Annotated in this window: 17 protein-coding genes and 1 pseudogene; 5 read left to right on the plus strand and 13 right to left on the minus strand. The window is 41.7% G+C overall.

What is annotated here, in order from left to right; translation table 11 throughout:
• Positions 1-76: 76 nt before the first annotated feature.
• Positions 77-559 carry a pantetheine-phosphate adenylyltransferase gene (gene coaD, locus C2M30_RS04765; protein WP_054978636.1) on the plus strand — a complete coding sequence of 161 codons (483 nt, stop codon included), beginning with the start codon at positions 77-79 and terminating at the stop codon, positions 557-559.
• Complete coding sequence (locus C2M30_RS04770; RefSeq protein ID WP_105170845.1) at positions 556-1,968, plus strand: capsule assembly Wzi family protein; 1,413 nt, start codon at positions 556-558, stop codon at positions 1,966-1,968. Before coaD ends, C2M30_RS04770 begins: the two co-directional genes overlap by 4 nt.
• On the opposite strand, the gene C2M30_RS04775 is transcribed toward C2M30_RS04770, so the two are convergent.
• From C2M30_RS04775 to argC, 7 genes are all read right to left on the minus strand, one after another.
• Complete coding sequence (locus tag C2M30_RS04775) at positions 1,969-2,484, minus strand: hypothetical protein (protein WP_105170846.1); 516 nt, start codon at positions 2,482-2,484, stop codon at positions 1,969-1,971. It abuts the gene before it with no gap.
• 105 nt (positions 2,485-2,589) lie between these two features.
• Positions 2,590-3,075 (minus strand): hypothetical protein, encoded by a 486-nt coding sequence (locus C2M30_RS04780; protein ID WP_105170847.1) that lies wholly within the window; start codon positions 3,073-3,075, stop codon positions 2,590-2,592.
• Positions 3,076-3,419: 344 nt separating this feature from the next.
• Complete coding sequence (argH, locus tag C2M30_RS04785) at positions 3,420-5,285, minus strand: argininosuccinate lyase (RefSeq protein ID WP_105170848.1); 1,866 nt, start codon at positions 5,283-5,285, stop codon at positions 3,420-3,422.
• 31 nt (positions 5,286-5,316) lie between these two features.
• A complete protein-coding gene (locus C2M30_RS04790) occupies positions 5,317-6,519 on the minus strand; it encodes an argininosuccinate synthase (protein ID WP_105170849.1) in 1,203 nt (400 codons plus the stop codon).
• A gap of 12 nt (positions 6,520-6,531) precedes the next feature.
• Complete coding sequence (locus C2M30_RS04795; RefSeq protein WP_105170850.1) at positions 6,532-7,452, minus strand: ornithine carbamoyltransferase; 921 nt, start codon at positions 7,450-7,452, stop codon at positions 6,532-6,534.
• An 8-nt stretch (positions 7,453-7,460) separates the two neighbouring features.
• On the minus strand, positions 7,461-8,222 hold the full coding sequence (gene argB / locus C2M30_RS04800) for an acetylglutamate kinase (RefSeq protein ID WP_105170851.1): 762 nt from the start codon (positions 8,220-8,222) through the stop codon (positions 7,461-7,463).
• Positions 8,215-9,231 (minus strand): N-acetyl-gamma-glutamyl-phosphate reductase, encoded by a 1,017-nt coding sequence (gene argC / locus C2M30_RS04805; protein WP_105170852.1) that lies wholly within the window; start codon positions 9,229-9,231, stop codon positions 8,215-8,217. The genes argB and argC overlap by 8 nt, the downstream gene beginning before the upstream one ends.
• 193 nt (positions 9,232-9,424) lie before the next feature.
• Between argC and argE the strand changes: the two genes are divergently transcribed.
• Positions 9,425-10,582: an acetylornithine deacetylase gene (gene argE / locus C2M30_RS04810; protein ID WP_105170853.1), complete on the plus strand. Its 1,158-nt coding sequence runs from the start codon at positions 9,425-9,427 to the stop codon at positions 10,580-10,582.
• Here the strand turns inward: argE and C2M30_RS04815 are convergent.
• Complete coding sequence (locus tag C2M30_RS04815) at positions 10,579-11,523, minus strand: GAF domain-containing protein (protein ID WP_105170854.1); 945 nt, start codon at positions 11,521-11,523, stop codon at positions 10,579-10,581. The genes argE and C2M30_RS04815 overlap by 4 nt on opposite strands.
• A gap of 137 nt (positions 11,524-11,660) precedes the next feature.
• Here C2M30_RS04815 and C2M30_RS04820 point away from each other — a divergent pair, with 137 nt between their 5' ends.
• Both C2M30_RS04820 and C2M30_RS04825 read left to right on the plus strand, forming a co-directional pair.
• The gene (locus C2M30_RS04820) at positions 11,661-12,257 is read left to right on the plus strand and encodes a TetR/AcrR family transcriptional regulator (protein ID WP_105170855.1); all 597 of its coding nucleotides are present in this window, start codon (positions 11,661-11,663) and stop codon (positions 12,255-12,257) included.
• Entirely contained in the window at positions 12,254-13,096 is an 843-nt protein-coding gene (locus tag C2M30_RS04825) for an alpha/beta fold hydrolase (RefSeq protein WP_105170856.1), read from the plus strand. Before C2M30_RS04820 ends, C2M30_RS04825 begins: the two co-directional genes overlap by 4 nt.
• Here the strand turns inward: C2M30_RS04825 and C2M30_RS04830 are convergent.
• The 5 genes and pseudogenes from C2M30_RS04830 to hisS form a co-directional block, all read right to left on the minus strand.
• Complete coding sequence (locus tag C2M30_RS04830; RefSeq protein WP_010560874.1) at positions 13,085-13,462, minus strand: VOC family protein; 378 nt, start codon at positions 13,460-13,462, stop codon at positions 13,085-13,087. The two genes, C2M30_RS04825 and C2M30_RS04830, sit on opposite strands and share 12 nt — an antisense overlap.
• Positions 13,463-13,589: 127 nt before the next feature.
• Positions 13,590-15,068, minus strand: coding sequence for a ribosome biogenesis GTPase Der (der, locus tag C2M30_RS04835; RefSeq protein ID WP_100912819.1), 1,479 nt, complete (start codon positions 15,066-15,068; stop codon positions 13,590-13,592).
• A gap of 91 nt (positions 15,069-15,159) precedes the next feature.
• Positions 15,160-16,347, minus strand: a complete 1,188-nt coding sequence (bamB, locus tag C2M30_RS04840; RefSeq protein ID WP_100912818.1) for an outer membrane protein assembly factor BamB — start codon at positions 16,345-16,347, stop codon at positions 15,160-15,162.
• Positions 16,348-16,354: 7 nt separating this feature from the next.
• Positions 16,355-16,987 carry a YfgM family protein gene (locus C2M30_RS04845; RefSeq protein WP_100912817.1) on the minus strand — a complete coding sequence of 211 codons (633 nt, stop codon included), beginning with the start codon at positions 16,985-16,987 and terminating at the stop codon, positions 16,355-16,357.
• Between the two features lie 9 nt (positions 16,988-16,996).
• Positions 16,997-18,270, minus strand: a pseudogene (hisS, locus tag C2M30_RS04850) (histidine--tRNA ligase).
• Positions 18,271-18,342: the final 72 nt, after the last annotated feature.

Below are 18,342 nucleotides of genomic sequence, written 5' to 3' on the forward strand. Positions count from 1 at the left end.
AAATGTCTCGCTTGGCGATTGGTATTCCAATTAAAGCTTGATAAAATGCCAGCATCATCACTAAGTTACCAATACCATGAAAGTAAAAGCGATTTATCCTGGAACGTTTGATCCAATCACAAATGGCCACACAGATTTAGTAGCGCGTGCCGCTAAAATGTTCGACGAAGTAATTTTAGCCGTTGCACATAACCCAAATAAAAAGCCATTTTTTGAATTAGAACAACGTGTTGAAATCGCAAAATCTATTTTGTCACACCTAGATAACGTAACGGTAATTGGTTTTTCTGGCTTACTTGCTGATTTAGCGAGAGAACAAAATTCACACGTATTAGTGCGCGGTTTACGTGCTGTATCAGATTTTGAATTTGAATTTCAATTAGCCAATATGAACCGCCGACTTAATAAAGAGCTTGAAACAGTGTTTTTAACACCTGCTGAGAAAAACTCATTTATTTCATCAAGCCTAGTAAAAGAAGTGGCAATTCATGGTGGTGATGTTCATGAATTTGTAGACCCTATTGTCGTAAACGCCCTTAAGGAAAAGTTGGCAAAATGAAGTTAAGCCATATTGCTGCATCATGTAGTTTAGTTTTTGCAGCAAATGTTTTTGCTGAGCCTTGGATTGGCACCGATGACCCTTTTTTACGCGCCGCGATTGAGCAATTAGTAAGTGAGGGCGCGATTAAGCGCCCGGTTAATAGCTATCCGCTTATGTGGCAAGGTATTGCGCAAGATTTATCAATGATCAATCGCAATAAGCTATCTGATGATGGTATTTTCGCACTTCGTAAAGTACAACATGCACTTAAAGCCGCAAAATCAGGCTCTTATTCATCAGTTAAAGTAAGTGGTAACAGTGAGCCAAGCAACTTACAAAGTTTTGGCGAACGCAATAAGCATAAAGGCAACATTCAAAGCACCTCTGTACTAATGGGTGACAGAGTGACTGCAAAAGTATCTATTGGCTATAGCAAAGATGCCACCAACCAAAAGGAACTCAACTACGACGGTTCTTATTTGGCGGTTTTATACGGCAATTGGAGCGTCAGTGTTGAGCAAATTAATAAATGGTTTGGCCCAAGTAACGATAACGCGTTGTTACTCTCAAACAACGCCGACCCAATTCCGGGGCTGCGCCTTAGCCGTTTCAATACCGATTACTATGGACCGAGTTTTCTCTCATTTATTGGTCCGTGGAATTTTTCAGCCTTTGTAGGTCAAGATAAGTACCTCAAAAACGATGACAAAGACACCCTATTTTGGGCTATGCGCTTTTCATCAACCCCGATTACGGGTTTAGAGGTAGGCGTAAACCAAACTGCGCAATTTGATAGTCCAGATACAGATCATGGCTTTGGTGCGCTATCAGATGTCATACTGACCAAGAATAAGCTCGATAACAATGGGGTTAATGAATATAACCAATTAACCAGCATTGATGTTAAATACAGTACACGACTGTTTAATCAGTCTATTGCACTTTACGGTGAATATGCTGGTACCAACGAGCTAAGCTTTTTACCTGAAGATACCATGTACACCTTAGGCGCCGAACACTTTTTTGGTGGTCAAGATTTCTTAGTTAAAAGCTATATTGAATACTCAGATACGATTTCAAACTGTCGTTATATTGCGACCTTGAGTCATTGCCAATATCAGCACCCGTATTATGAGCAAGGGTACGCGCACTTAGGTGAAAATATCGCGGCAAGTATCGGTCAGAATGTTAAAGGCGTGAGTTTATCAAGCAGCTACCAAACTACAAATGGCTATGCTGGATTTGTAAAACTACGTCATATGGATTTTGAAAAACTTGATACAAAGCGCTTGCAACTAGAGGTGGGTTTTCAGCAAGGGTTATTTGACGGTTTGCTAAAGCTAAAAGCGACAACTTGGCGCGATAAGTTTGCTAATGATTCGGATACAGAATTCGCACTAAGTGGCAGTTGGGAATATCGTTTTTAATTAAGCGTGTAATACAATATGTGCGCACTGTTCAGTGCGTGCCTCATGTTTAGCTTCTGATTTAAGAGCTCTTGAGTACGCATAACGTGCCAATCTGATTAGGCCTAACCAATCACGTCCTACAATTAACGTAATAATCATTGCATAATCAACCACATTCACCGTAAAGCTATAAATAGACCACAGCATCCAAGGCTCTTTATTATCAAGCACATTGATATCGACATACATAGCTAAGAACAAAATAGCGTTAACTATTAAGCCAATGAATATATATACAGAGGCGGGCTTTATCACTAAACCTAAGCGGCTTCTTAACAACAATGGAATTAAAACAACAGCGAGCGTAAGTAAGTCGTATAAAAACCAAATCAAATAGATCTCGGAACCTGTTCCCAAATCAAATGACAAATCGCTAAAGTAATAGGACAGACCCATCGCACCACTAATCCAGACTAAGTAGTTATCTGTTTTAGCCGAAACGACACGCATAAAAACATTAAACAAAAATGCCATTAGGAACCCCCAAACAACAAGTGTTCCCATAGTTATTGCAAGATTATCTGTCCAAGTCATTTATTCTCAACGTTATATAATACCGCCTTCACGGTCTAAGTCGCGCTAGGCATCTGTTCTGATGATGCCCCCACCACGATTCAAGTCCGCCTGCGAGTCTGTTCTGATGATACCGCCACCACGATTTAAATCTGCATATGAATCAGTTCGAATGATACCACCGCCACGATTTAAATCCGCATATGAATCAGTTCGGATTATACCACCACCACGATTTAAGTCAGCCTGTGAATCAGTTCTAATAATACCGCCACCGCGATTTAAATTTTCTTGCGAGTCAGTTCTGATAATACCGCCGCCACGATTCAAATCTGCCTGTGAATCAGTTCGAATAATACCGCCGCCACGATTTAAATTCGCATAAGAATCAGTACGAATTATACCGCCACCGCGTTGCAAATCAGTAGATAAAGTCACCTTATCATTTTGCAGGGTGTTTTGTGAACCCTCTGATTTAACTGCAGTTGACTGACTGTTTTGCGTTTGAGCATATTGTGTAGCATTTAAGCTATTGGTACCGTTAATTTGCATTTTTCAATTCCTTATAAACTAATTTTTAAAGATACCCCTAAGCATTATTTTTTAATTATTTATACTGCGATATACCTAGGGCCTTTAATTGTCATTTTTCTGACAACTAAACATCAGGTGCACAAATTTAGCAATTAGCGATCCATAAATGCGAATTACTCGCAATATACGAATAAAGGGTTAAGTTTAATTTACTGTTTTATATAACAATAAAATCAAATTGAATAACAACTGCAATTTAAATAGCACCATCTCTATTGAGTAAAGTACAAAAAGTGTTAAACGTAAAAAAGCACAACAGCATAGCTGTTGTGCTTTTAATGGCGATTAAATTTGAAATGGATTTAGGCTACATTGCGACAATCGATACGCAACGAATTTGGCCGTGCAATCAAATAGTCCATAGCAACCTCATCACAATTATCTTTTCTGAGGCACAACTCACAATCTTTCATCACCTTTTCAGGTAATTGAGATTTATGGCTGTCAGCAAAACCTAACTTACTAAAAAAACCAGGCACACGAGTCAGCACGATAATGCGCCCTAGCGCCAACTTACCACCTTTTTCAATTAGGTGATTTACCAACGCTCGTCCCTGCCCTTTCACATTCGATTCAGGGTTAACACCCAACGAACGAATTTCAGCAAGGCCTGTATCGTAAATATATAGTGATGCACAACCTGTCACTTTGCCATTCACTTCTGTAACAGCAAATTCATTGATGCTGTGGATCATATCGCTTTTTGCACGCGGTAAGTTTTCGCCTTCACGCGCCCAATATTGGATCAGCTCAGCAATTGCTTCCACATCGTTTAGCGTGGCATCTCTTACCGTAAATTCAGCGTTTTTTTTTGCGTTGCTAATAGCAAATTGAACTTGCGTTGGCGATGTACCACCAAGCGCTAAACGCGCATCTAAACACGCTTGTAGTTCAAGCACTGGATACACATCTTCTGCGATTACATCACAAACGGCTTTAAACTGCGCTAGTGATAAATCTTCAAGGTTTTTACCCTCTGAAATTGCCACTTGTACCAGTTCACCAACAATGTGATGACCTTCACGGAATGGAATACCTTTGGCAACTAAGTAATCTGCAAGCTCTGTCGCATTAGCATGACCGCCTTGTGCTGCAGCTTTGGTTTTATCCGCATTAACCTTAACACCTTTAATGCAGGCTTCAGCCATATGAATACAAGCAAGCCAAGTTGGCATTGCATCAAAAAGCCCTTCTTTGTCCTCTTGCATATCTTTATTATACGCAAGCGGCAGTGCTTTTAAGGTCATCATCATGGCACTAAAAGCGCCAAATACACGGCCAGTTTTACCGCGAATAAGTTCTAGCGCATCTGGGTTTTTCTTTTGCGGCATCAGACTTGAGCCAGACGTCACACTGTCTGCCAGTTCAATAAAGCCTGCTTCACCCGAATTGTAGAAGATCATATCTTCTGCAAGGCGTGATAAGTGCATCATTGAAATTGACGCACAGCTTAAAAGCTCTACCACAAAATCACGATCCGACACGGCATCAAGGCTATTACGGCTTGCTCTATCAAAACCTAAATTAGCAGCCAGTTGTTCGCGGTCGATGGCATAGGCAGTACCGGCCAGCGCACCGGAACCTAGCGGACATACATTAATGCGGCTAAGCGCACTTTCTAAACGCGCTTCATCGCGCTCTAGCATTTCAAAATATGCCATACACCAATGACTAAACAACACAGGTTGCGCACGTTGTAGATGAGTATATCCAGGTAGCACGGTACCAAATTCTTTTTCCGCAAGGGTGACTAAGGCATTTTTTAATGACGCTATGGCCGCAAGTAATTGCTTCGCAGTTTTTCGGCTCCACAAGCGAAAATCAGTGGCTACTTGGTCATTTCGGCTACGACCTGTGTGCAGCTTTTTACCAAGATCGCCCACTTTTTCAATTAGCTTTGCCTCTACATACGAGTGAATATCCTCATCCCCAGCCGTTGCAATTGCATTTGGGTTTTGCTGAACTTCATGTAAAAGTTCGTTTAAACCTGCTACTAATTTTTGATGTTCGTCCGCTGTTAACACATCAACTTGTTGTAACGCACCAGCCCAAGCCACAGAACCAATAATATCTTCTTCTGCCATTTGATAATCAAATGGCAGTGAGTCATTAAATTGCTTAAATGCGTGATCTGGTCCCGAAGAAAAACGTCCGCCCCACAGTGCCATAACTCTATCCTCTCACTAATTCTCGGCAAGATTACTTGTTATTCATTGCAGAAATTCTACTGCTTAATGAAAATAGACGAATAAAGCCTTCTGCATGTGATTGGTCATACACATCATCTTCACCAAACGTTGCAAAGTCTTCACTATATAATGAGTTTTCAGATTGCTTTTGAACTGCAGTAACTTGACCTTTATAAAGCTTTAATACCACTTCGCCGGTTGCAAGAGTCGAAAACGCTTCTGCTGCAGCTAAAATTGAATCTTTTAGTGGCGTAAACCAACGACCGTCATAAACAAGGTGCGAGAACTCATTCGCTAAAGTGTCTTTCCATTTACGGCTGGTTTTATCAAGCACTAACTCATCAATCGCTTGAAGTGCCGCCATAATTACAGTGCCTCCAGGTGTTTCATAACAACCACGCGATTTCATACCTACCAAACGGTTTTCAACGATATCAACACGCCCAATACCATGAGGTGCTGCAACTTCGTTTAGCGTAGTAAGCACTTGCAGCGGTGACATTTGCTCACCATTGACCGCAACTACTTCACCATTTTTAACACTAAGCTGAACAAGTTGTGACTCATTTGGCGCTTGCTCTGGCGAATTTGTCCATGTCCATACTTGATCGCTCGGTTGGCACCACGGATCTTCAAGCTCACCACCTTCGTGTGAGATGTGCCACGCGTTTGCATCACGACTGTAAATTTTAGTCGCCGACGCCGAACATGGAATATTGCGCTCAGCAAGGTAATCAAGTAATGATTCACGGCTTGATAAATCCCATTCACGCCAAGGCGCTATTACTTTTAAATCAGGGGCAAGGGCTGCGAAACAACTCTCAAAACGCACTTGGTCATTACCTTTACCGGTACAGCCATGAGAAAGTGCATCAGCGCCTACTTTGCGCGCAACTTCAACTTGTGCTTTAGCAATAATAGGACGCGCCATTGACGTACCTAGTAAGTAAGTACCTTCGTAAATTGCGCCAGTTTTAAGCGTTGGATAAATATAATCGGCAACTAACTCGTCTTTTAAATCAACGATATGACACTCAGATGCGCCCGATGCAATTGCTTTTGCTTCTACGCCTTCTAACTCTTCAGCGCCTTGGCCTACATCGGCAACGAATGCCACTACTTCACAGTTATAGTTTTCTTTTAACCATGGCACGATAGCTGATGTATCAAGACCACCTGAGTATGCTAGTACAACTTTTTTAATAGAACTCATGTTACCGATTCCTTACACAAAATTTGGGTTTAATAAACTTACAAGCAGAGCATTTTGCGCATGCATACGATTTTCAGCTTGTTGTATTATGAATGATTTTTCACCGTCCATTACCTCAGAGGTAATCTCAAATTCACGGTGCGCTGGTTGACAATGAAGCACACTTGATGCGCCTGTCGTATCAAGCAGTTTTTGATTAATTTGGTACGGCATGTACTTTTCTTTTACCAGCTCTAATGGTGTGTTATCGCCCATTGATACCCAAGTATCGGCATAGAGTGCATTCGACCCAACTGCCGCTTCAATGCGGTCACTTACCGAGACCGATGCACCATTTTGTGCTGCGATTGCTTCAGCTTGTTTTACAATTTGTGCATCAGGTGATGCGCCTTTAGGGCATACCGCAACAAAGTCAGTACCCAAGCTTGCTGCTAACAGCATCAGTGAGTGCGTAACATTGTTACCTTCACCTAAATAGGCCAATTTTAGTTGGCTTACGTCGCCGTAAATTTCAGTCAATGTCAAAAAGTCAGCGAGTGCTTGGCATGGGTGATATAAATCACACAAACTATTTACAACCGGCACAGACGAAAATTCGCTAAGCGTAGTTAATGTGCTATGCGCCATTACACGCGCCACAATGCCATCCGCCCACGTGGAAATATTCAAGGCAAAATCTTTTACCGATTCACGTTGCCCCATAGCACCGTTTTGCTGGTCAAGATAAACCGCATGACCACCGAGTTTGTTAATGCCGATATCAAACGACAGGCGAGTACGTAAACTTGGTTTTTCAAATAGCGTAACAACCGATTTCCCTTTAAGAGCATCGGCAAAATCCATTGGGTTATTTTTAATTTGTAATGCTAAGTTAAGTAATTTTAAGTTGGCTTCTTTGTTGAGCTCTAAGCCCGTAATAAATTGTTGAGTCATTGTTTTTCCTATGGCGTAATCTTGGTTCCCACATGCTCACCATTGAGCAGTGCGATTAAGTTATCTGGCTTTTGCCAGCTCGAGATATACACGCCACGTCGTAAATGTTGAGCAGCTTGCAAGCTGGTATTTACTTTTACCTGCATGCCGCCTTTAATGACTCCCTCTTCGATTAATGTGCTGATATCAGCACTTGATAACTGATGTAATGGATTAAGCTTGTGATCTAATACTGCTTCTACATCTGTCATAAAAACAAGTTCCGCATCAAGCAATTGAGCGATACTAGCAGCTGCTTCATCGGCGTTGACGTTGTACCAATTGCCTTCTAAGTCAAAACCAATTGAGCTCACGATCGGAAAACATCCCGCATTTAGCAGCGATTTAAGAATACTGGCATCGTTTTCAATGCAGGTACCGACTTGGCCAAGGGCTTTTAGCTTTTGTTCACTAACAAGACCTGCTTCATAAAGACTTAAACCAACAGGCTTAAAACCATTACTAATTGCCGCGCCCATTAATTGCTTATTTGCACAGCCCGCAAGCGCACCAACAATGTAAGGCATTTGTTCACGCGGACTAATACGCAGGCCAAGGTGCTTTGACGTAACAAAGCCCGCATCGCTTAACCAGCTATCTACTAATGAGCCACCGCCATGAACTAGAATAAATTTGTCTTCAGGCTTTTGATGCAGCACATCAATTAACGCTTTTGCAGCGTCAATATTATTTAATACCGCGCCACCTAGCTTAATTACCCAATTAGCCATGATTCACTCCTTGAAAGCCACTATGAGCAGGCAGTCCTAAAGTTAAATTAATACATTGCAATGCTTGGCCTGACGCGCCTTTAAGTAAATTATCAATCGCAGAAATAACTATGAGTTGTTCACCCTGTAACTGCCAACCAATATCAACAAACGGCGTGTTCTCAACACCTTTAATTGATGGAATAACATCGCCAAGTAAGCGAATTAAAGGCTCATCAGCAAGCACCTGATATGACTCAGCTATTTGCTTTGCAGTCGTGCCTGGTTTTACTTTGACATAGATAGTTTCAAGAATACCGCGCTTAAAATTACCTAAATGCGGTGTGAACAACACCTTGTGGTCAAGGTATTTTTCAATTTCAGGGCCATGTCTATGATTAAACAAACCGTAAGGTTTTAGGCTCACTTCGCAAAAATGCGTTGCCACATTGGCTTTACGCCCAGCGCCAGTAACACCAGAAACCGCATTGATAATCACAGTATCATCAGTAAGTAAGCCAGCTTGTTTTAATGGTTTGAGGGCATTTAGCGCAGCGGTTGGGTAACAACCAGGTACTGCTACTAGCTGTGCACTTTTGATTTGATCTTTTTGCCATTCAACAAGACCATAAACGGCTTGTTCTAATAGCTCAGGGCTAGTGTGTTTAAAGCCATAATAGGTTTCATAGTCATCATTTGATGACAGACGAAAGCCTCCAGATAAATCAAATACTCTTTTGCCCATTGCTAAAAACTGAGGTGCAAGTTCGACACTGACTGAATGTTCAGTGCATAGGCAAATGGCATCGGCATTTTGTTCGATTACTGAAAATGCCTCACTATTTAACGGCGCTAATTCACCTACAACAATGCCATTTAGTTCGGGGTAAAGACTAGCAAGCGATTTACCTTTATCTAGGCTATTTTCAGACACATACATACCCACTAACTTTAGCGAGTTATGTAGAGAGATTAATTTGGCAAGCTCAGCACCTGAGTAACCGCTTGCACCAACGATAACGATATTCATATTTTTTCCAAAAAACTATTAAGGGTATAAAGACAAGTTTTCAAAAAGTGTTATCGTCGTAAAATTGAGTTCTGCATGCTGTTAGTCTCGGTACTAATTATTTCAAAATAATGAATTGAAATGCAGAATAAACCAATGTAAATTTATATTCAACTTTTTTGCATAATTATTTATTAAATATTTTGAGGTAATCATGTCGCAATTACACTTTCTTGATATGTATGGTGCACTTATTGCCGCACCGTCGATTAGCGCAACGGTGCCATCACTCGACATGAGTAACCGCGAAGTCATCAATTTATTGGCAAGTTGGTGTGAGTCACTAGGCTTTGCAGTCGAAATTACGGAACTTGATAATAATCCCGGAAAATACAATTTAGCGGCAAAGCTAGGTACAGGTGAAGGCGGTTTAATGCTGGCAGGACATACAGACACAGTGCCATTTGACGATAGTCGTTGGCAGTTCGACCCGTTCAAATTAAGCGAACAAGACAATAAGTTTTATGGCTTAGGCAGTATCGATATGAAAGGCTTTTTTGCTTTTGTTTTAAATGCATTACAAGAAATAGATAACGATACTGGACTCACTAATCTAAAACAGCCTATTACAATTTTAGCGACCGCAGATGAAGAAACTACAATGGCTGGCGCAATTGAAATCGCCAAACAGAATAAACTAAAGCCAGCTCGTTGTATTATAGGTGAACCTACCGACATGGTGCCTGTTTATACTCATAAAGGACATATGTCGACAGCTATTCGTGTAACAGGTAAAGCAGGTCATAGCTCTGATCCTGATGCGGGTTTAAACGCGATAGAAGTCATGCAGCTTGTGATTAGCCAGCTATTAAAACTAAAAGAAGACATAAAGAATAAATATTCATTATCAGATTTTAAAATACCCTACCCAACTTTAAACCTTGGACACATCCATGGTGGTGACAATGCCAACCGCATTTGTGGATGTTGTGAGCTACATATTGATATGCGCCCAATTCCCGGTATTAGTATTCCAGAACTTCAAGCAATGCTGTTGCAGGCGGTAGCACCGATAAATGACCAATATCCAAACGCGGTGGCGGTACATGATTTGCACGAACCTATTCCCGCGTTTTCAGGCAGCACCGATAGCAGTTTAGTAAAACTTGCTGAAAAACTGTCAGGTGAAAAAGCACAAGCAGTAAACTATTGCACCGAAGCGCCTTTTTTACAACAACTCGGTTGTGAAACAATCGTAATGGGCCCAGGCTCAATACAACAAGCCCATCAACCCGATGAATTTTTAGCGATGGAAAAAATAAAACCAAGCCAAGAGATGATTAAGCAGCTTATTGTCGCATCCTGTTTCTAAAGCCCCTCGCCTTGCTCATGTAGCTTAATAAAGGCGTTAAAGATCAGCTCATCAATATCACAAAATGGTGAGCTGTCGATGACACCCGTTATCAACTCAATAGGGCTATCATGGTGCACTTCAAAATCAACGTCATTCATTTGCGTAATCAAACAATCAAGTAGCTCTTGCGTATTATGTTTGTCCGCATTGCTTACTAGCGCAACAAACCCATTTTCATCGTAATGCGCAATTATATCAGTCGCTCTAAATGTGGTTTTATAAAGTTCAGCTGTCGTATTTAAAATAGTTCTATACTTCTGGCGATCATGACGATAACTAAGCAGCCCTTTCATAAACAAATACACTACCGAAACTTTAAGATTTAACTTTTGGCACACCTTTAAACTAATCGGCGCTAATAACTTAAAACCGGCTTTGTTTGATAACCCTGTTACAGGGTCAGTGGTATTTGGTAATTTATTTACTAATTCAAGTTCTACAAGCACCGCAAGCTCTTTTAACAAGGTAATATCGTCGGTATTAAAACTACGTGGTTTGCTATCAATAATGCACAAGGTACCCAAACGGCATCCATTTTCATGTTCAAGAGGGATCCCCGCATAAAAGCGAATATTTGGTTCGCCCTGTACCAACGGGTTATCTGCAAAACGCTCATCCGCTAAAGTATCTGTTACAACCAATGCTTGCTTACTTAAAATCGCATGACCGCAAAAGGAAATATCACGCGCTGTTTCACTTGCCGTTAAACCAACACAAGACTTAAACCACTGTCGCTCTTTATCAACTAATGATACCAACGCAATAGGCACGTTAAACATTTTAGCGGCAATTTGCGTAACTCTATCAAGCCTTTGCTCTGGAGCTGTATCGAGCACATTTAAGTTTTGCAGGGTTTTAATTCTTGTATTTTCATTGGCTGGTAAATCGGGGGTTAGCATAGTGAACTCTCACATTACATTACACACAGTATAGGCAACATTGAGTTAAATGCGGTGTTCGTGAACAGCTAATTGAAACATTTACTTTTAGCACGCTCGTGCTATTATCACACCAATAATAGCACGAGCGTACTTTTATGAGTAAAGGTCAAGAAACAAAACAGCAGATCCTCGCAACCGCGTTAAAAATTGCTACCCAGTCAAGCTTAGACAACCTCACTATTGGCGGCCTTGCAGTTGCCACAGGCATGTCCAAATCGGGCTTGTTTTCGCATTTTAAATCAAAAGAAACGCTGCAATTGAATGTACTAACATTCGCTAATGAACTTTTTCAAAGCACGGTTATTCAGCCAATCAACCGCGAGCTTGATCCTCTTGGGCAATTACTTTGCTTGTGTGATAACTGGCTAGATTGGTATGAAAACCAAGCAAAGACCTGCATTTTTATCTCCGCGGCAGTGGAATTTGATGACCAACCAGGCGCTATACACGATCAAGTTAAGCAAGATCTTGCAAATTGGCTTGACTATTTAACTCACAAAGTTACGCAAGTGATAAGTGCCGGGCAATTCAAACAAGACGTAAGCGCAGAGCAATTTGTGTTTGAACTCTACGCACTTTATTTGGGCAGCCAAAGCATGTCGTGGCTAGGTGTTGAAGACGCTGAGCATAGCCGCTTTAAAACAGCCCTAAACCAATTAATTGAGCGCCATCGCGCAGAGGAATCTGTATGAGCAGTAAAATCTATTTTTCATCATCGGCAAAAAGAAAGCCGCTTGCCTATTATTTGATTAAAGCGGCATCGACTACCGCGCTTAAAATTGCTCCAAAGTTTGCCTTTAATCAAACAAGAAAATTACTGTTAACACCAGTAAAAAATCGCAAAAGAACAACTTTGTCAGCCCAGTTTACGCAACAAAAACTATCAACCGAGCACGGTGACTTACACCTCACCTCAATCGGTGAAGGTCCAGCTGTTGTTTTTACCCATGGCTGGTCTGGTAGCAGCCGTCAATTTCTACCACTTATGGAGAAAGTAGCAGCAAGTGGTTTTAAAGCGATGGCATTTGATCATTACGGTCATGGTGAAAGCGATGGTAAGTTTGCCAATTTACCGCTTTTTATCAAAGGGCTAAAATCAGTAATGGCAAGCATTGAGCAGCCCAAAGCAATAGTCAGTCATTCTATGGGAACAATTGCAGCGCTTAATGTGAGTAAAGATGTACCACACTTTTTAATTGCGCCTACCTTTGGCTTTTACGATTCTTTTGAAGAACGTATTTTGAATACGGGCATTCACCAACACTTATTTAGTGGCGTGCTAAAAAGTGTTGAAGATGAACACGATATGCGTTTTGGTGAGATTTTGCCTGAATTACACGTTGCAGATCACGTCCACCCCATTCATATTATTCACGACCAAAAAGACCGATTTGCTAAGTTTGAACTAACCAACCAGCAAGCAAGTCAGCACAGCCATATCAACTTAAAAGCTGTTAATAAGCTTGGTCACGGTCGCATTATAAATTCTGAAGAAACTTGGCAGTTTATGAAGCAAAGCTTATTCGCTTAGCGCAATGAGCGTACCTTCAATAGAACGTACATACGCCAAGTTTTTACCTTCCATTTCATGCGGTGCAGAAAGTGGTTCTGCGCCTGCATCTACCGCTTTTGCAAATGCTAAATTAATGTCATCAACCTTTAAGACTAACTCAAAACCAAGTGCCGGTTGTTTTGGTTGTGCGCGAATATAACTCTGCTTAAAGTGAGATTGCGCTAAGGGATGCGCCGCGAAGGCAATACACGCACCTTGGAAGTCCAGCTCGCCGTATTGCCCGTCTTCATCGAGCTGAGCCGTGCTGACGGCAAATGCTTGGAAGTAGAAATCTAACGTTTCTTCAACATTATCAACGTAGATAACTGTTTTTAAGTAATCCATTTATGACATGATGGTTAATTATTCTTATTGTCTAATTATTAGCACATAACTGCTGGTAATTGCAGCTATTTCCATCATCACATACGAAAAAAGCACCTATTCGGTGCTTTTTTCAACAAATCTAAAATTAAGGCTTTTTGCTATACATTTTAGAAATACGTTTGCGCTGTCGCTGCTGCGACAAGGTCATCTTATTAGTGCGACCTGCATACGGGTTATCACCTTCTCTAAATTCAATCTTGATTGGCGTACCCATAACCTTAAGCGCTTTACGATAATAGTTCATCATATAACGCTTGTACGAATCAGGTAAGTCTTTAACTTGGTTACCGTGAATAACGATAATTGGCGGGTTGTATCCCCCTGCGTGCGCGTATTTTAACTTAACACGACGACCACGCACTAACGGTGGCTGGTGATCAGCTTGTGCCATATCCATAATACGGCGTAACATCGCTGTACTGATACGTTTTGTTGCCGATTCATAGGCTTCATCTACTGACTCAAATAAATGACCAACACCAGTACCGTGCAGCGCCGAGATAAAGTGAATACGCGCAAAATCAATAAAACCTAAACGACGATCGAGCTCTGATTTAATGCGATCTTTTACATCCGTATCCAAGCCATCCCACTTGTTTACCGCAATCACTAATGAACGACCCGCGTTAAGCGTATAGCCTAATAAGCTTAAGTCTTGATCACTAATACCTTCACGTGCATCAATTACCAGTAATACAACGTTTGCATCTTCAATCGCTTTCAGTGTTTTAATTACTGAGAACTTTTCTACAACGTCAGATACTTTTTTACGTTTACGCACACCTGCGGTGTCAATCAGTACGTACTCTTTTTCATTGCGTGTCATTGGAATATACACGGAGTCACGAGTGGTACCTGGCATATCGTAAACAATAACGCGCTCTTCACCTAAAATACGGTTTGTAAGAGTCGATTTACCCACATTTGGACGACCAATGATCGCAAGCTTAACCGGTTTATCTGGACGCTCACCATCAACTTCTTCACCTTCGTTTTCATCATCGTAAAGTGAATCAACTAGGTCATCTTCAAACTCTTCCGGATTTGCTTCACGATACGCCTCAGCATATTCCGCAATTACCGGCTGTAGTGCCGTATCAAGTAATGATGTAATACCACGGCCATGAGCTGCAGCGATTTGATATACTTCGCCAAGTGCTAATTGGTAAAACTCAGCACAGTTTGAATCCGCATCAATACCATCAATCTTGTTGGCAACAACAAATACTTTCTTTTGCTGTTTACGTAAGTGATCTGCAATGCCAATATCAGATGCGGTTAAGCCCGCTCTGGCATCTACTAAAAACATTACAATATCGGCCTCTTCAATCGCTAACAGCGATTGCTCAGCCATTTCAGATTCAATGCCCTGCTCAGACCCGTCGATACCGCCAGTATCCACTAAAATGAACTCGTAATCTTCATAACTCGCCTGACCATATTTACGATCGCGTGTCAGACCTGGAAAGTCTGCCACAAGTGCATCACGCGTTCGCGTCAAGCGATTAAACAATGTTGATTTCCCAACATTAGGACGGCCCACAAGGGCAATCACAGGAAGCATATTCAACCTCTTAAATAAACAACAAAAGGCTTCGTCCAGAGCAAGCCGTAACGAAGCCTTTAATTTACCAAGTCACACTTGGCAATAAATATTAATTCGCTAGTGGTAAGTTAACTAAACTCACTTCACCATCACGTGTGATAACAATTAGTTTATCACCCGCTGTAATTGGCTCGACGTAGAAACCTGAACTATCGAATTCACTGCGCGATACAAGATCGCCGGTTTCTTTATCTAACCAGTGTAGGTTACCTTCTTGGTCACCCGTTACTAGATAGTTGCCAAATACTGTTGGACCCGTCAAAAACCAACCATTTAAAGCTGGTTGACTCCAACGTTCAATACCTGAGCTTGCATCTAAAGCATAGATAGAACCTTGGCTATCTACCAAATAGATATTGCGACCATCAACGGTAAAATCGCGGTAGCCACTGTATTCACGCTTCCAAAGCACATTACCTGAACGAATATCAACAGCCACTAAGTTGCCGTTATACGCCAGTGAATAAACAGTTGAGCCCTGTACAACTGGCTGCGTATCTACATCCGCCAAACGTTCAAACTCTGATGCACCTTGTGGAATTGCAACGTCAGCTTGCCACGCTAAAAAGCCGTTTTCTGCGATAACTACTGACAGCTTACCGTTCTCTTCACCAAAGATAACGCCGCCGTTTGCTGATTGCGGAGAGCTAATGCCACGTAATGTAAGTGCTGGCACTTCATGCTCATACACCCAACGCTGTTCACCTTCATCTGGATGCAGTGCAACTAACTTACCTGAACCTAAATTCACATAAATTAAGCCATCGCCTGCAGCAGGTGCTGAAAGTGCTTCGCCTGGCACTTGTTTGCGCCAAGCAAGTTCACCGGTTTCACGATCAAGTGCAATCACTTCACCGCGTTCTGTACCAACAAAAATTTTGCCGTACGCTTCGCTTAAGCCACCCGATAGCTTAGCGCTATCGTCATCTTCCCATGGCCAAAACGCAGGGTTTTTACGTACATCACTGCGCCAAAGTTCTTTGCCGCTGTTAATATCAATTGCTTTGATTTCACCACGACGTGACGCTACAAATACTGTGTCTTTGTAAACCACCGGCGAAAGACGCGAAAAATAATGTTCAACACCAGAACCGACACTAGTTTGCCATACGCTATCAGCTTCAAACTGATTAACGATTTCAGGCAGTGTTAACTCGTCTTCTTCATCATCACTTGATGAACAGCCAGTTAAGCCAAGTGTTAACAGCAACAAGGTTGCTAAGGTAATTTTTTTCATAAATCACCTACAGCGTCTGAGCAACAGCTAGATTATCCAATTTAACTTGAAGAAGCTGATTTTGCGTTTCACCTGCCGCATCAAGTGCTGCTTGGTATGCTAAACGTGCATTGTCTTTATCGTCTTTAGCAAGGTAGATGTCGCCTTTAAGCTCTTCTACTTGTGCTTTGAACGCTTCTGGCAACGTTGTGTTTAGTTTTGCAAGTGCCGCGTCAAAGTTTCCTTCAGCAAGTTCAATACGTGCAATACGTGTTGTAGCAATAGCTTTCAACTCAGCTTTTGGTGCATTTGTTACAATCCACTCTAGCTTTTCTTTTGCTGCACTATAGTCTTTTGCATCAACTGCTTCACGCGCGCTTACAAACGCCGCTAATACTGAATAGCTAGAATCTTTATACTCAGTTAAAAATGCGTCTGACTTTGCAAGTACGTCAGAGTTCTCTTGACCTGCCGTCGAGATTAATTGCGTGTAGGCATCCGACGCTGCTTCAGCGCTATCAATTTGTGATTGGTTATATGCTTTCCAGCCATATAAACCACCTAAACCTAGCACTACACCGGCAATCAGAGATGTGCCATTTTCACGGAAAAATCGTTTTATTGCTTCTGCTTGTTGTTCTTCTGTTGAATAAACTTCCATTCTAACCTCTTATACCAAGCCTGTTAGCAACTCGGCTGCTTGATCTAAATTTAGTGTTTGTTGTTCTTGATGCTCGCGTAAGTGTTTTACAGTCACTTGATTATTTTCAAGTTCACTGTCACCGATAATCAGTGCGTATACAGCATCGCTTTTATCTGCGCGTTTTAATTGTTTCTTGAAGTTACCGCCACCGGCATGCACTGTAATGCGTATTCCTGGCACTTTTTCACGTAACTTCTCGGCAATAACAGGGGCTTGAATGCTTGCTGCATCACCCATTGCCGCAATATAAACATCACTGGTGCGACGAATTTCGCCAACACAGTTAAGCTCTTGCAACATCAGCACTAAACGTTCCATGCCCATTGCAAAACCCACTGCAGGTGTCGCTTTACCGCCTAGTTGTTCAACTAAGCCATCGTAACGACCGCCAGCGCACACTGTACCCTGTGCACCTAAACTTTCAGTAACCCATTCAAATACAGTGCGGTTGTAGTAATCTAAACCACGTACCAGTTTTTCATTAACCTGATATTCGATGCCAGCAGCATCTAAACGTTCACATAAATTTGCAAAATGCTGTTGTGACTCTGGGTCTAAGTGTTCAGATAGCTTTGGTGCATCAACTAAAACTGCTTGCACGTCTGGGTTTTTACTGTCGAGTAACGTAATGGATTTGAGTGCATACGACGTTTTGAATCTTCGTCTAATGCATCAATATTTTGCTCAAGGTAAGCAACAAGTGCATCACGATATTGCGCGCGCGCTTCATTTGAGCCAAGTGAGTTAAGCTCTAATCGAACGTAGTCACTAATACCAAATGCCTTCCATAAACGTGCAGTCAAAATAATTACTTCTGCATCGATGTCCGCAGTTTCAAAGCCAAAAACTTCTAAGCCAAACTGATGAAACTGACGGTAGCGACCTTTTTGAGGTCTTTCGTGGCGGAACATTGGGCCCATATACCAAAGGCGCTGTTCTTGATTATACAGTAAACCATTTTGGTTACCTGCACGCACACATACCGCAGTACCTTCAGGGCGTAATGTTAGGCTGTCACCATTGCGATCTTCAAAGGTGTACATTTCCTTTTCAACGATATCGGTAACTTCGCCAATTGAGCGTTTAAACAAATCAGTTGATTCAACAATTGGAAAACGAATTTCCTGATAACCATACGATGCAACTGTTTCGCGTAAAATGCTTTCAACTTTTTGCCATACCTGAGTATCACCCGGTACACAATCATTCATGCCGCGAACTGCTTGGATTTGTTTTGTCACGCTGCTTTTACCCTATTGCTAATTAAATGCATGGGGCGAATATCGCCCCAGAAAAAAGAAGATTGTCAATTA

Origin of the sequence: Pseudoalteromonas sp. T1lg24 (genome assembly GCF_002964745.1) — a bacterium.
Classification (GTDB): domain Bacteria; phylum Pseudomonadota; class Gammaproteobacteria; order Enterobacterales; family Alteromonadaceae; genus Pseudoalteromonas; species Pseudoalteromonas spongiae.

Coding starts and splice junctions, on each gene's coding strand:
- coaD (WP_054978636.1), top strand. CDS start 77: ATGAAAGTAAAAGCGATTTATCCTGGAACGTTTGATCCAATCACAAAT.
- C2M30_RS04770 (WP_105170845.1), top strand. CDS start 556: ATGAAGTTAAGCCATATTGCTGCATCATGTAGTTTAGTTTTTGCAGCA.
- C2M30_RS04775 (WP_105170846.1), bottom strand. CDS start 2,484: ATGGCATTTTTGTTTAATGTTTTTATGCGTGTCGTTTCGGCTAAAACA.
- C2M30_RS04780 (WP_105170847.1), bottom strand. CDS start 3,075: ATGCAAATTAACGGTACCAATAGCTTAAATGCTACACAATATGCTCAA.
- argH (WP_105170848.1), bottom strand. CDS start 5,285: ATGGCACTGTGGGGCGGACGTTTTTCTTCGGGACCAGATCACGCATTT.
- C2M30_RS04790 (WP_105170849.1), bottom strand. CDS start 6,519: ATGAGTTCTATTAAAAAAGTTGTACTAGCATACTCAGGTGGTCTTGAT.
- C2M30_RS04795 (WP_105170850.1), bottom strand. CDS start 7,452: ATGACTCAACAATTTATTACGGGCTTAGAGCTCAACAAAGAAGCCAAC.
- argB (WP_105170851.1), bottom strand. CDS start 8,222: ATGGCTAATTGGGTAATTAAGCTAGGTGGCGCGGTATTAAATAATATT.
- argC (WP_105170852.1), bottom strand. CDS start 9,231: ATGAATATCGTTATCGTTGGTGCAAGCGGTTACTCAGGTGCTGAGCTT.
- argE (WP_105170853.1), top strand. CDS start 9,425: ATGTCGCAATTACACTTTCTTGATATGTATGGTGCACTTATTGCCGCA.
- C2M30_RS04815 (WP_105170854.1), bottom strand. CDS start 11,523: ATGCTAACCCCCGATTTACCAGCCAATGAAAATACAAGAATTAAAACC.
- C2M30_RS04820 (WP_105170855.1), top strand. CDS start 11,661: ATGAGTAAAGGTCAAGAAACAAAACAGCAGATCCTCGCAACCGCGTTA.
- C2M30_RS04825 (WP_105170856.1), top strand. CDS start 12,254: ATGAGCAGTAAAATCTATTTTTCATCATCGGCAAAAAGAAAGCCGCTT.
- C2M30_RS04830 (WP_010560874.1), bottom strand. CDS start 13,462: ATGGATTACTTAAAAACAGTTATCTACGTTGATAATGTTGAAGAAACG.
- der (WP_100912819.1), bottom strand. CDS start 15,068: ATGCTTCCTGTGATTGCCCTTGTGGGCCGTCCTAATGTTGGGAAATCA.
- bamB (WP_100912818.1), bottom strand. CDS start 16,347: ATGAAAAAAATTACCTTAGCAACCTTGTTGCTGTTAACACTTGGCTTA.
- C2M30_RS04845 (WP_100912817.1), bottom strand. CDS start 16,987: ATGGAAGTTTATTCAACAGAAGAACAACAAGCAGAAGCAATAAAACGA.